Here is a 12,583-nt window from a genome sequence, read left to right as displayed (position 1 = left end):
CCCGGATTTGTTCTATTCTTCATGATTGAAACTGACCAGCTCCTCGACGAAAATCACCTCGTATATGTCACCGACAGCACGCCCGGCATCACGCGCAAGCGGAAAGGCAACGCATTTATTTACCTGGATCGCAAGGGTGAACCGGTAACGAACGAAAAAACGCTGCTCCGGATCCGGAAGCTGGTGCTGCCTCCCGCCTGGGAAAACGTATGGATCGCCGAAAAGGCAAACGGCCACTTGCAGGCCACAGGCATCGACCAGGCCGGGCGCAAGCAATACCGCTATCATCCGGATTGGTGCAAATCGCGGAACGAAAGCAAGTATTACCGCCTCCCGGAATTCGGGAAAATGCTGCCTGGCATCCGGAAAAGTATCCAGCAGGATATCCGCAGGCGCCAGATGGACGAGCGGAAAGTGCTGGCCATTTCGGTAAGCCTGATGCAAAAAACGCTGATCAGGGTGGGCAACGAATCCTATAAACAGCTTTACGGTTCGTATGGACTGAGCACGCTTCGCGATAAGCACGTAAAAGTGAATGGCAGCCGCCTGAAACTCTCTTTCAAAGGCAAAAAAGGCGTGATGCACGAGATCGACCTGAACGATCGTGCTTTGGCTAAGCTTGTAAAGCGCTGCCAGGACATCCCGGGCCAGGAGCTTTTCCAGTATTACCTGGAGAACGGGGAGCGCCGCTCGATCGATTCGGGCCGGGTGAATACCTATATTAAAGAGATCACCAGCTGCGACTTCACGGCGAAGGACTTCCGCACCTGGTCAGGTACCATGGAAGCGCTCCGCCGGTACAGTGCGTACGATTTCCCGGAAACGGAAGCGCAGCGCAGAAAGATCACGGTAACCGTGCTCGACGAGGTGGCAGCAAAGCTCGGCAACACCCGCAGCGTTTGCAAAAAATACTACGTGTTTCCAGCCCTGGTGGAGGCTTACGAGCAGGGAACGCTGCTGCCTTACCTGAAAAAGATCAGGCGCAATTCCGCCCTTGCCGCCGACCTGGGCCTCACGGCCGATGAAAAAGTGCTGCTGAGCTTCCTGAGGGCCGAAAGAAAGAAACGGGCCTAACTGGGCCGGTGATCGCTTTGCTCCCGCTTGGCGGCAACATCGCCAAAGTCCGCCGTCTTTTCGTCGTAATGCCGGTCTTCCGGTTTTACTACGGCTTCATTATCGTCTTTCGGGTGCCTGATGCGCTTCTCTTTGGAGTCTTTTGGTTCGAATTTTTCGGGATGGTTGCTCTGGTTGTTCATAAAAATTGCTTTCAGCTGCCAGCGATCAGCTTTCAGCTTGTTAACAATAAAAACTATGGATACTGTTAAAAGTTTCAAACGGTTTCTACCTTTGCGGGAAAATAACGGCAGCCAGCTTCCAGCCCGGCGGATACTTAGGTACCAACAGGCCGGCAGCTGATTGCCGACAGCTGATCGCTACATGAAAATCGCTATCAACGGATTTGGCCGCATCGGGAGAACCGTTCTCCGTACACTTACGGAACGTGGCATCCGGGTAACCGCCATTAATGACCTGGCCGATGCGGCAACGCTTGCCCACCTGGTGAAGTACGACACCGTGCATGGTGGTTTTAAGGGCGAAATTTCGGTGGACGGCAGTACCCTGCGGGTGAATGGGGGACCGATCCGGGTGTTTTCCGAGCGCGACCCTTCGGCACTGCCGTGGAAAGCGCTGGAGATCGACCTGGTGATCGAATCAACCGGTCTCTTTACTGCCCGCAATAAGGCGGAACTGCACTTGCAGGCAGGCGCAAAACAGGTGATCGTTTCGGCGCCTTCGGCGGACAGGGACATACCCACCGTAGTGCTCGGCGTAAACGACCAGGACATCGACTTTCGTGCGCCGATACTTTCTAATGCATCCTGTACCACCAATAACGTGGCGCCTATGGTGAAAGTGCTCGACGATAACTGGGAGGTGGTAGATGGATACATTACCACGGTGCACTCCATGACGGGCGACCAGAACCTGCACGACTCGCCGCATAAGGACCTTCGCCGGGCACGTGCCGCCGGCTCGTCCATTATTCCTACCACCACCGGCGCGGCAAAAGCCATCACGAATATTTTTCCGCATCTCGACGGTAAAATGGGCGGGGCAGGTATCAGGGTGCCGGTGCTCAACGGGTCGCTTACAGATTTTACCTGCATCCTGCGCAGGCAGCCGACCATCGAGGAGATCAATGCAGCGTTTAAGGCGGCTTCCGAGGGGTTTTTAAAAGAAGTGCTGGAGTACACCGAAGACCCGATCGTATCTGTGGATATATTGGATAACCCGCATTCCTGTATTTTTGACTCGAAGCTTACCTCTATCGTTGGCGACCTCGTAAAGGTGGTGGGCTGGTACGACAATGAGTATGGTTATTCCAGCCGCCTCGCCGACCTGGTAGAAAGGATCTCCCGCTTATGATCAAATTTATTACTACCGGAGAAACGCTGGCCATCCGCAACGAAGTGCTGCGGGAAGGAAAACTGGCGCCGGCTCAATGCATTTTTCCGGGTGATGACGGCGAAGGCGCTTTCCACCTGGGTTATTTCCACGAAGGTGTGCTCGCCTGTATCGCTACGTTCCACAAGCAGGACCTCACACCGGGAAACCGGGTGAAAATTCACGAGGGCGCCGTGGGCTACCAGGTGCGGGGAATGGCTACCCTCCCGGAGTTTCGCGGACAGGGATTTGGCAACAAAGTCGTAAATTTCGCAATTGTGTACCTACGCGGTCAGAAAGTCAACTATATTTGGGGCAATGCCCGCAAGATCGCGCTGCCCTTTTATAAGGCGCTGGGTTTCGAGTTCATCTCGGATGAGTTCGAAATACTGGGCATCGGACCGCATAAGGTGATGTATTTGAAGGTGAAGTAGAGTTGACAGCTATCAGCAATCAGCTATCAGCTTTCAGCTTGTTACCTGTAACTAACATGATCTTAACTTATAAACAGGCTGACTGCTGATAGCTGAAAGCTAACATGATCTTAACTTATAAACGGGCTGAAAGCTGACTGCTGAAAGCTGATATGATCTTAACTACAAACAGGCTGACTGCTGATAGCTGACTGCTGACAGCTAATAACTGACCACTGATAACTGATAACTGACCACTGATAACTGACAACCCACCCCTCCTAACTCCATGAAAACCATCGACGACCTCAATTTTTCCGGTAAAAAAGCCCTTATACGTGTTGATTTTAACGTTCCGTTGGACGCCGGTTACCAAATCACCGATGATAACCGCATTAAAGGCGCGTTGCCCACTATCAGGAAGATCCTGCATGACGGCGGATCGGTGATCCTGATGTCGCACCTGGGCCGGCCCAAAGACGGTCCTGCAGAAAAGTATTCCCTGAAGCACCTCGTAAAACACCTGTCAGAAGAACTGGGTACAGAAGTTCAGTTTGCGGATGATTGTATTGGCGAACAGGCTACGGAAAAAGCGGCCGCTTTAAAAGGCGGCGATCTGTTGCTGCTCGAAAATCTTCGTTTTTACAAGGAAGAGGAAAAGGGCGATGAAGCGTTCGCTGAAAAATTAGCCGGGCTGGGCGATGTGTACGTGAACGATGCGTTCGGCACTGCGCACCGTGCACATGCTTCTACCGCGGTAATCGCCAGGTTTTTCCCGGATGCCAGGTACTTCGGGTACCTGATGGCCGGCGAGCTTGAGAATGCCGGGAAAGTATTGAACGGCGCCGCAAAACCCTTCACCGCGATCATGGGAGGTGCGAAGGTTTCGGACAAGATCCTGCTGATCGAGAAACTGCTGGAAAAAGTGGATAATATCCTCATAGGCGGCGGCATGGCATACACCTTCGCGAAAGCGTTGGGTGGCAATATCGGTAAATCGCTGGTGGAAGAAGATAAGCTCGACCTGGCATTGAGCCTGGTCGAAAAAGCCAAATCCCGGGGCGTAAAGCTGATCCTCCCCACAGACTCGATAATAGCCGATAAGTTTGCCGCCGATGCAGACACCGGCACTGCGCAAAACGACGATATTAAAGACGGCTGGATGGGACTAGATATCGGCCCCGATTCCGTGAAGGCATTTGGGGAGGTGATCACCGCTTCAAAGACCATCCTGTGGAACGGCCCGATGGGCGTGTTCGAAATGGAGAAATTTGAGGCAGGCACCAAAGCCGTAGCCGAATCGGTGGTTAAAGCCACGGAAAATGGCGCTTTCTCGCTGATCGGCGGAGGCGATTCCGCAGCGGCGGTAGCCAAGTTCGGTTTCGAAGATCAGGTAAGCTACGTCTCTACCGGCGGCGGCGCGCTGCTCGAATACATGGAAGGAAAAGAGCTGCCGGGGGTAAAAGCGATCAATGAATAAACGGACATCCTCGTTTTTAAAAAGGCACTGATCTCCTCAGTGCCTTTTTTTGTGGTCGATAAAAAGTTATGCCTACTATGGGGAAAACTATTGTTGAAAACTTTTTGTGGGAGAAAGTGGTATATAGTGGGAGATATCTTGCTAATTTTACTTTCGATTTAATGCATAAGACCCTACATGTCCCACTTTTTAGGAGAATTTGACTGTAAGCTTGACGCTAAGGGTCGTATGGTGATCCCATCCGGTCTTAAAAAGCAACTGCCTGAAGTGGAGAAAGAGGGGCTTGTGATTAACCGTGGATTTGAAAAGCACCTGGTGATTTACTCGCGAAAGGAATGGGATAAAATTACAAATGACCTGAATGGGTTAAATCTCTACGAAGCGAAGACGCGGGAGTTTGTGCGTTATTTCACCCGCGGAGCTACGGAGCTGACCCTGGATGCGGCAGGTAGGGTGCTGTTGCCGAAGAAGTTGCTGGAGTTTGCGGGGATCGATAGTGATGTAGTGTTGTCGTGCCAGCTCAGTAAAATAGAAGTTTGGGCGAAAGATGCATTTGAGGATCAGCTGGATAAAGAACCTGAAGATTTTGCGCGGCTTGCCGAAGAGGTAATGGGCGGCGCAGGAAGGAGAACGAATGACTGAATACCATACCCCGGTAATGCTTCATGAATGTATTGAGGGCCTGGCAATTAAGCCGGACGGCATTTATGTAGACGTTACTTTCGGCGGGGGTGGCCATTCGCGCGAGATCCTGAAACATTTAAATAAAAAGGGCAGGTTGCTGGCGTTCGACCAGGATGCTGATGCCCGGCAGAATATTCCCAACGATGATCGGTTAACCTTTATAGATCAGAACTTCCGCTACCTGAAAAATAATTGCCGTTTGCACGGAGCTCCGCAAGTGGACGGCATCCTGGCTGATCTTGGAGTGTCATCACACCAGTTTGATCAGCCAGCGCGGGGGTTTTCGATCCGGTTCGATGGCGCCCTAGATATGCGGATGGACCAATCGTCGGCGCTAACCGCCCGCGACGTGGTGAATACCTACTCCGCCGAGGCGCTGCACCGGATCTTCGGCATGTACGGGGAAATACAGAACGCAAAAACGCTGGCCAATACCATCGTTACGTCGCGGTTAAATAAACCGGTTGAAACGGTTTCCGACCTGAAGACAGCGATCGCTTCGCTGGTCCCGCGCGGAAAGGAGAACAAGTACCTTGCCCAGGTTTTCCAGGCGCTGCGTATAGAAGTGAACGGTGAGCTGGATGCGCTGCGGGATTTCTTACGGCAATCGGTGGAGGTGCTTAATGAAGGAGGACGACTGGTGGTAATGTCTTATCATTCGCTGGAAGACCGGCTGGTGAAGAACTTTATCGCCAAAGGGAAATTCGCCGGGGAGGTGGAAAAGGACTTTTTTGGCAACGAGATCAGGCCGCTTGAGCAGGTATCGCGCAAAGCGGTTACCGCCTCCGCGGAAGAGCTGGCGCTAAACAACCGGGCGCGGAGCGCCAAGCTGAGGGTGGCAAGAAAACAGTAAAATTAAACGGAAGGCAATGATCGACAACTATCCATTGCCTGCCTGTAAAATAAAGTGGTGAACCTGTACGCGCCGCCGCACTTCGCGTAAGCTGGCGGCGGGTAACCGGCAGCCATTAATAATACAATACCTGGAAAAACGAACGCACGAACAATATGAGTAATCGTTTTCGCGATGAATTAGCAGACGAAGAGCAGGAGGCGCAAACCGCACAAAAGCCGGAGAAGGCCGAGCTGCCGAAGAATTTCTTTACTACGCTGCTTACGGAAGGCGTGGTATCGAAAGATACGGCAACGGAAATGCTCCCTTTCGTAATTTTCCTGGCGTTCCTGGCGATGATCTATATCGGGAACAGGCACCTGACGGAACGGAATATCCGGGACATCAATAAACTGAATAAGGAAGTAAAAGAGCTTAACTGGGATTTTAAAATTCTGAAGGCCAACCTGATGCAAAAAAGTACGCAAACGGAAGTAGCCAGGCACGCCGATAGCCTCGGGTTAAAGGAGCCCATTGAACCGCCAAAAAAAATAACCATCAGCGAATGAATATAAGGACCGACATATTAATGCGCGTATACATCGCTTTCGGGCTGATCGTATTTTTCGCGTTTGCGGTAGTGTTCAAGCTCTGCCATGTGCAGTTCGTGCAGGGTAATAAGTGGCGCGCGATGGCCGATAGCCTGTCAACCATGTACCGGAACGTAGAGGCGGTGCGCGGTAATATTTATTCTTCCGACGGCAGTTTGCTCGCTACCTCGGTCCCCGAATATGAGCTGCGCATGGACATGCTGGCCGGCGGGATCGAAAAGGATGAAGTATTCAAGGATAAGGTGGATTCGCTCGCAGCGAAATTGTCTGCCCTGTTTGGCGATAAAAGTACGAAACAGTATTCCCGGTTATTGTGGGAAGGGAGAAGAGATAAGTCGCGCTATTTCCTCCTGAAGAGAAAAGTAACACACCTGCAGCTGAATACGGTAAGGAGTTTCCCCATATTCAACATGGGTAAGTATAAGGGCGGCATGATCTCCATCGCGATGAACAAACGGATCCTGCCGTTTAAGACACTGGCGGCGCGTACCATCGGGTATAAAAACGAGAACGTACAGCCGGTTGGCCTTGAGGGCGCTTACAGTGACTACATCGACGGCGAAAGCGGCAAACAGCTGATGCAGCGGATTGCCGGAGGGGTTTGGATCCCGGTAAATCAGGACATAGAGATCGCCCCGAAAGAAGGCGCAGACATTATTTCTACCATCGACATTAACATGCAGGATGTGGCACAGAATGCGCTGATGAAACAGCTCGTGAAAAGCGACGCCCACCATGGATGCGTGATCCTGATGGAGGTGAAGACCGGGGAGATCAGGGCTGTGGCCAACTATACCCGTACTGCGGAAGGTGAATATAAAGAAACGTTCAATTACGCGATAGCCGGGAACCAGGATCCCGGGTCGACGTTTAAGGTCGCCTCGTACATGGCGCTGCTGGAAGATAAGAAAGTGGATACCAACACGCTGGTAGAAACCGGGAATTATAAGATCCCCGGTCATATGATCAAGGATTCGCACGGCAGCATCGGTGTTGTTTCGGTAAAGCGGGCATTTGAAGAATCGTCGAACGCTGCGGTAGCCAAGCTGGTGAACAATGCTTACCACGATAAACAATCGGCGTTTACCGACCACCTGTATACCTGGGGGCTGAATAAGAGATTCGGGCTCCAGATTCCTGGGGAAGCGACTCCCGTGGTTAAAAATCCCGGGAACCGGAGCTGGAACAAGAACATGACTCTGCCTCAAATGGCCTATGGATACGAGATGCAGCTTACCCCGTTAAAGATGGTGTCGTTTTACAATGCCATCGCCAACAATGGAAAATATGTCTCTCCCATTTTTGTAAGCGAGATCCGCCGGTTGGGGAATACCGTGGAACGCTTTAAAGCCCAGGTGATCAACGAGAAGATCTGTTCGGACGTGACCCTTAAAAAGATGCAGGAGATGCTGGAAGGCGTAATTACCGACGGTACCGGGAAAAACGTGATCTATAACCCTTTATATAAGGTTGCCGGAAAATCAGGTACTGCCCAGGTGGCCGATGCAAATAAAGGATACCGGGGAAAGAGACAGTACCAGGCGTCGTTCTGCGGGTATTTCCCGGCAGATAACCCGAAGTATTCGCTTATCGTGGTAATTAACGATCCTAAGAACGGGTATTATGGTGCACTGGTGGCCGGCCCTCCTTTCCGGGAGATCGCCGATAAGATCTACGCCAGCGATGCAGATATGTTCACCCATCCGGCGCCGGATAAACTGGCGGGAAATACGAAAATGCCGCCCTCAAAATCGGGTTACCGGAAGGCTACGCAGCGGGTGTACAGGTCGTTGGGAATTAAAGCGCTGTTGGCCGCAAATGCGGATGCCGCCAACGTGGTGGATACCAATAACGGGATAGATGTGAGAGAAGAGAATTACGATGAAAATACCGTTCCCGATCTTACCGGCATGGGGCTGCGCGATGCATTGTATGCTGCAGGGAACGCCGGGTTGAAGCCGGTAGTAAAAGGAAGTGGAAAGGTGGTCCGCCAATCGGTAACGCCCGGTTCGCGCACCCGTAAAGGACTTGGAATCCTGTTGGAAATGCAATAATGACATCGCTGAAAAATATATTAACCCATGTGAACATCACCGGAACGGTGGGTAAGGAACCGCGTACGGTCAAAGATATTTGCTTTGACTCGCGGCTCGCGGCACCCGGCTCGCTGTTCGTAGCGGTCAGGGGAACGGTGACCGATGGTCATAAGTTCATCGCCCGGGTGGTGGAGCAGGGCGCTGCCGTGGTAGTGTGCGAAACATTCCCGGAGGCGTTTGCCGACCATGTTTATTATGTGAGGACGCCTGATTCATCCAATGCGCTTGGCATCCTTGCTTCGGCCTTTTTTGACAATCCTTCTGCCAAGTTATCGTTAACCGGCGTGACCGGTACTAATGGCAAAACGACCATCGCTACGTTGTTGTTCAAACTATTCAGGGAGCTGGGATATAAAGTGGGGCTGATCTCGACGGTGCAGAACCAGGTAAACGACCGTATCATTCCGGCGACCCATACCACACCCGACCCGATCGCCCTTAACCGGCTGCTGGCGGGGATGGTGGAAAGCGGCTGCGACTACTGCTTTATGGAAGTAAGCTCGCATGCGGTGGCGCAGAACAGGATCAAGGGATTGCTTTTCTCCGGCGGGATCTTTTCGAACCTGACGCATGATCACCTCGATTTTCATGGTACGTTCGACGCATACCTTAAAGCTAAAAAAGCCTTTTTTGACGGGCTCACCGGCAATGCCTTCGCGTTAACCAACGCCGATGATAAAAATGGCGCGGTGATGCTTCAGAACACCAAAGCGCACCGCAAGAGCTATGGCCTAAAAAATATCGCCGATTTCAGGGCGAAGATCATTGAAAATCACTTCAGCGGCTTGCTGCTGAATTTAGATGGGGCGGAAGTATGGTTCAAGCTGGTTGGGAGCTTTAACGCTTACAACCTGCTTGCCGTATTTTCGGCGGCAATGCTGCTGGAGCAGGATAAAATACGGGTGCTTACTGCGCTCAGCAGGTTAACGGGCGCCGAAGGAAGGTTCGACTACGTGACCGGCAATTCCGGTATCACCGGCATCGTAGATTACGCACATACGCCTGATGCCGTTCAAAATGTGCTTAATACCGTGCACGATATCCGCAAAGGGAACGAGCAGATCATTACGGTGATCGGGTGTGGCGGCGATCGCGATAAAACCAAACGCCCCATAATGGCCCGGACCGCCGGCCAGTGGAGCGATAAGGTGATCCTGACCTCCGATAACCCGCGTAGCGAAGACCCGGCACAGATCATCAGGGACATGGAATCCGGCATTTCTCCGGAGCATAAACGCAAATACTTGTCTATAGCCGACCGCAAAGAAGCGATCCGCACGGCCTGTCACCTGGCGGCGCCGGGCGACATCATCGTGCTGGCCGGGAAAGGACATGAAAAATACCAGGAGATCAGTGGGGTGAAATACCCGTTCGACGATAAACAAGTGCTAACGGAACAATTAAACCAGTTAAACTGATGCTATACTACCTGTTTCTTTGGTTAGACAAACAATTTGATATCCCCGGAGCCGGTGTGTTCCAGTATATCTCTTTCCGTACCGGTATGGCGGTGATCCTTTCGCTGATCATTACTACGGTATACGGCGACAGGCTGATCCGTTTTCTCCGCGCGAAACAGGTAGGCGAGTCGGTACGCAACCTCGGCCTGGAAGGCCAGATGCAAAAACAGGGCACACCCACCATGGGCGGGATCATTATCCTGATGGGTATCCTGGTACCTACGCTTCTTTTCGCGAAAATTAGCAACATCTACATCGTACTGATGATCATTACCACCGTTTGGATGGGAGTGATCGGCTTTATCGACGACTATATTAAGGTATTCAAAAAAGATAAGGAAGGCCTCGCCGGAAGATTTAAGATCCTTGGGCAGGTAGGACTGGCCATTATTATCGGCTGGACGATGTATTTCCACCCGAGCATCGTCGTGCGGCAGCAGGTAACCCTGCCTACGGCCAACATCGCCCCGCTTGAAGTGCACCAGCGCGGCTCGGAATATTTTTATACACAGAATGTAAAGTCGACCAAGACCAATATCCCTTTTTATAAGAACAATGAATTCGACTACGCAAAGGTGTTGAAATTCCTCGGGGAAGGATATGAGAAATATGCGCTCATGGTTTTCCTGCTGTTTGTGATCTTCATCGTTACGTTCATCTCCAATGGGGCGAACCTCACGGACGGGATCGACGGATTGGCGACGGGAACCTCGGCCATTATCGGTATCACGCTCGCCGTACTCGCATATGTATCGGGTAATGCCATAACCGCCGAATACTTAAATATTATGTACATCCCTTACTCCGGTGAGCTGGTGATCTTCGCCGGTGCATTCGTGGGTGCCTGTGTGGGATTCCTGTGGTACAATTCTTACCCGGCCCAGGTATTTATGGGCGATACAGGGAGCCTGGCGATCGGGGGCATCATTGCGGCATTTGCCATTATGATTCGCAAAGAGCTCCTGATCCCAATTCTCTGTGGTGTGTTCATGGTCGAGAACATTTCGGTCATGATCCAGGTTTCCTGGTTCAAATACACGAAAAAGAAGTTCGGGGAAGGACGACGCGTCTTCCTGATGGCCCCGCTGCATCATCACTACCAGAAAAAGGGTTACCACGAGGCTAAGATCGTTACGCGGTTCTGGATCGTAGGGATCATCCTGGCCATTATTACCATTGTAACATTGAAACTGAGATAAAATGTCAAGCGCTGCGAAAAAGTTATTGGTGGTGCTCGGGGCCGGCGAAAGCGGGACCGGCGCAGCTGTGCTTGCCCGGCAGCAGGGATATGACGTGTTTGTTTCCGATCTCGGCAGCATCGGTGACAAATACAAGCAGGAGCTCGACTCCCTTGGTATCGCCTACGAAGAAGGCACACACACCGAGGAGCGCATCCTGGCAGCAGCCGAAGTAGTGAAGAGCCCTGGTATCCCGTCGAAGGCGCCGATGATAAAGAAACTGGTGGAGAAAGCGGTGCCGGTGATCTCGGAGATCGAGTTTGCGGCCCGGTATACGGATGCCAAGATGATCTGTATCACCGGGTCTAATGGCAAGTCGACCACCACCATGCTCACCTACCATATCCTGAAAAATGCGGGTGTGAACGTCGGCCTTGCCGGAAATATCGGGAAGAGTTTCGCCAAACAGGTGGCCACCGAATCGTTCGGATATTATGTGCTGGAAATCAGCAGCTTTATGCTCGACGATATGTACCGGTTTAAAGCGGATATCGCGGTGTTGTTAAACATTACTCCCGACCACCTGGACCGGTACGAATATAACATGGAGAATTACGCGGATTCCAAGTTCCGGATCCTGCAGAACCAAACCAGCGACGACGTTTTTATCTACTGCGCAGACGACCCGGAAACCATTGCAGGAATGCAAAGGCATCCCGTTAAAGCGACCGCGTACCCGTTTTCGATCACCAATACCCTCACATCGGGCGCCTGGCTCGAAAATAACGACCTTGTAATAAACCTAAACAATCATAACTCCTTCAACATGTCAGTTAACGACCTAGCCCTTCAGGGTAAGCACAACATCTACAATTCTATGGCGTCCGGTATCACAGCAAAAGTTCTCGAGCTTCGTAACCAAACCATCCGCGAAAGTATGAGCAACTTTACGGGTATCGAGCACCGGCTCGAATTCGTAGCCCGCATTTCTGGAATCGATTTTATTAACGACTCGAAAGCCACCAACGTTAACTCTACCTGGTACGCCCTCGAAAGCGTTTCACCCAGCGTGATCCTTATCCTGGGCGGCGTTGACAAGGGGAACGACTACTCGATGCTGAAAGAGCTCGTTAAAACCAAGGTGCGCGCTATCGTTTGCTTAGGCAAGGACACTAAGCGCATCCACGACGCCTTTGAAGAAGATGTAGACATGATCGTAAATACTTTCTCCGCAAAGGAAGCGACACAGATCGCTTTCCATATGGCAAAGAAAGGCGATACCGTGCTGCTTTCTCCAGCCTGTGCAAGTTTTGACCTGTTCAGGAATTATGAAGACCGCGGTGAGCAGTTTAAGCAGGCGGTGAAGGAATTGTAGGGAGAACCA

12 protein-coding genes are annotated in these 12,583 nt (G+C 51.8%); 11 read left to right on the top strand and 1 reads right to left on the bottom strand.

Translation table 11 applies throughout. The features are described 5' to 3' along the window. Window positions 1-21 precede the first annotated feature (21 nt). Window positions 22-1,074, top strand: coding sequence for a DNA topoisomerase IB (locus GS398_RS00960; RefSeq protein ID WP_160904884.1), 1,053 nt, complete (start codon window positions 22-24; stop codon window positions 1,072-1,074). On the opposite strand, the gene GS398_RS00955 is transcribed toward GS398_RS00960, so the two are convergent. Continuing rightward, on the bottom strand, window positions 1,071-1,334 hold the full coding sequence (locus GS398_RS00955) for a hypothetical protein (protein ID WP_160904883.1): 264 nt from the start codon (window positions 1,332-1,334) through the stop codon (window positions 1,071-1,073). The genes GS398_RS00960 and GS398_RS00955 overlap by 4 nt on opposite strands. A 103-nt stretch (window positions 1,335-1,437) precedes the next feature. Here GS398_RS00955 and gap point away from each other — a divergent pair, with 103 nt between their 5' ends. From gap to murD, 10 genes are all read left to right on the top strand, one after another. After that, the gene (gene gap / locus GS398_RS00950) at window positions 1,438-2,427 is read left to right on the top strand and encodes a type I glyceraldehyde-3-phosphate dehydrogenase (RefSeq protein ID WP_160904882.1); all 990 of its coding nucleotides are present in this window, start codon (window positions 1,438-1,440) and stop codon (window positions 2,425-2,427) included. Then, on the top strand, window positions 2,424-2,879 hold the full coding sequence (locus GS398_RS00945; RefSeq protein WP_160904881.1) for a GNAT family N-acetyltransferase: 456 nt from the start codon (window positions 2,424-2,426) through the stop codon (window positions 2,877-2,879). The genes gap and GS398_RS00945 overlap by 4 nt, the downstream gene beginning before the upstream one ends. Before the next feature lie 268 nt (window positions 2,880-3,147). After that, complete coding sequence (locus GS398_RS00940; protein ID WP_160904880.1) at window positions 3,148-4,338, top strand: phosphoglycerate kinase; 1,191 nt, start codon at window positions 3,148-3,150, stop codon at window positions 4,336-4,338. Window positions 4,339-4,515: 177 nt separating this feature from the next. Beyond that, entirely contained in the window at window positions 4,516-4,980 is a 465-nt protein-coding gene (gene mraZ / locus GS398_RS00935; RefSeq protein WP_160904879.1) for a division/cell wall cluster transcriptional repressor MraZ, read from the top strand. After that, window positions 4,973-5,875 carry a 16S rRNA (cytosine(1402)-N(4))-methyltransferase RsmH gene (gene rsmH / locus GS398_RS00930; protein WP_160904878.1) on the top strand — a complete coding sequence of 301 codons (903 nt, stop codon included), beginning with the start codon at window positions 4,973-4,975 and terminating at the stop codon, window positions 5,873-5,875. The genes mraZ and rsmH overlap by 8 nt, the downstream gene beginning before the upstream one ends. A 155-nt stretch (window positions 5,876-6,030) precedes the next feature. Next, window positions 6,031-6,423, top strand: coding sequence for an FtsL-like putative cell division protein (locus tag GS398_RS00925; protein ID WP_160904877.1), 393 nt, complete (start codon window positions 6,031-6,033; stop codon window positions 6,421-6,423). Further along, entirely contained in the window at window positions 6,420-8,519 is a 2,100-nt protein-coding gene (locus tag GS398_RS00920) for a PASTA domain-containing penicillin-binding protein (RefSeq protein WP_160904876.1), read from the top strand. Before GS398_RS00925 ends, GS398_RS00920 begins: the two co-directional genes overlap by 4 nt. Next, a complete protein-coding gene (locus GS398_RS00915; RefSeq protein ID WP_160904875.1) occupies window positions 8,519-9,979 on the top strand; it encodes a UDP-N-acetylmuramoyl-L-alanyl-D-glutamate--2,6-diaminopimelate ligase in 1,461 nt (486 codons plus the stop codon). The genes GS398_RS00920 and GS398_RS00915 overlap by 1 nt, the downstream gene beginning before the upstream one ends. Continuing rightward, window positions 9,979-11,220, top strand: coding sequence for a phospho-N-acetylmuramoyl-pentapeptide-transferase (mraY, locus tag GS398_RS00910; protein ID WP_160904874.1), 1,242 nt, complete (start codon window positions 9,979-9,981; stop codon window positions 11,218-11,220). The genes GS398_RS00915 and mraY overlap by 1 nt, the downstream gene beginning before the upstream one ends. Before the next feature lies 1 nt (window position 11,221). Then, the gene (gene murD / locus GS398_RS00905; protein ID WP_160904873.1) at window positions 11,222-12,574 is read left to right on the top strand and encodes a UDP-N-acetylmuramoyl-L-alanine--D-glutamate ligase; all 1,353 of its coding nucleotides are present in this window, start codon (window positions 11,222-11,224) and stop codon (window positions 12,572-12,574) included. The last annotated feature ends 9 nt before the right edge of the window (window positions 12,575-12,583 follow it).

Origin of the sequence: Hufsiella ginkgonis (assembly GCF_009834915.1) — a bacterium.
GTDB lineage: Bacteria > Bacteroidota > Bacteroidia > Sphingobacteriales > Sphingobacteriaceae > Hufsiella > Hufsiella ginkgonis.
The sequence above is the reverse complement of the archived record's forward strand: the minus strand, read 5'-3'. Positions and strand labels throughout refer to the sequence as shown.

Coding starts and splice junctions, on each gene's coding strand:
- GS398_RS00925 (WP_160904877.1), top strand. CDS start 6,031: ATGAGTAATCGTTTTCGCGATGAATTAGCAGACGAAGAGCAGGAGGCG.
- GS398_RS00945 (WP_160904881.1), top strand. CDS start 2,424: ATGATCAAATTTATTACTACCGGAGAAACGCTGGCCATCCGCAACGAA.
- mraZ (WP_160904879.1), top strand. CDS start 4,516: ATGTCCCACTTTTTAGGAGAATTTGACTGTAAGCTTGACGCTAAGGGT.
- GS398_RS00920 (WP_160904876.1), top strand. CDS start 6,420: ATGAATATAAGGACCGACATATTAATGCGCGTATACATCGCTTTCGGG.
- gap (WP_160904882.1), top strand. CDS start 1,438: ATGAAAATCGCTATCAACGGATTTGGCCGCATCGGGAGAACCGTTCTC.
- GS398_RS00960 (WP_160904884.1), top strand. CDS start 22: ATGATTGAAACTGACCAGCTCCTCGACGAAAATCACCTCGTATATGTC.
- murD (WP_160904873.1), top strand. CDS start 11,222: ATGTCAAGCGCTGCGAAAAAGTTATTGGTGGTGCTCGGGGCCGGCGAA.
- GS398_RS00915 (WP_160904875.1), top strand. CDS start 8,519: ATGACATCGCTGAAAAATATATTAACCCATGTGAACATCACCGGAACG.
- GS398_RS00940 (WP_160904880.1), top strand. CDS start 3,148: ATGAAAACCATCGACGACCTCAATTTTTCCGGTAAAAAAGCCCTTATA.
- rsmH (WP_160904878.1), top strand. CDS start 4,973: ATGACTGAATACCATACCCCGGTAATGCTTCATGAATGTATTGAGGGC.
- mraY (WP_160904874.1), top strand. CDS start 9,979: ATGCTATACTACCTGTTTCTTTGGTTAGACAAACAATTTGATATCCCC.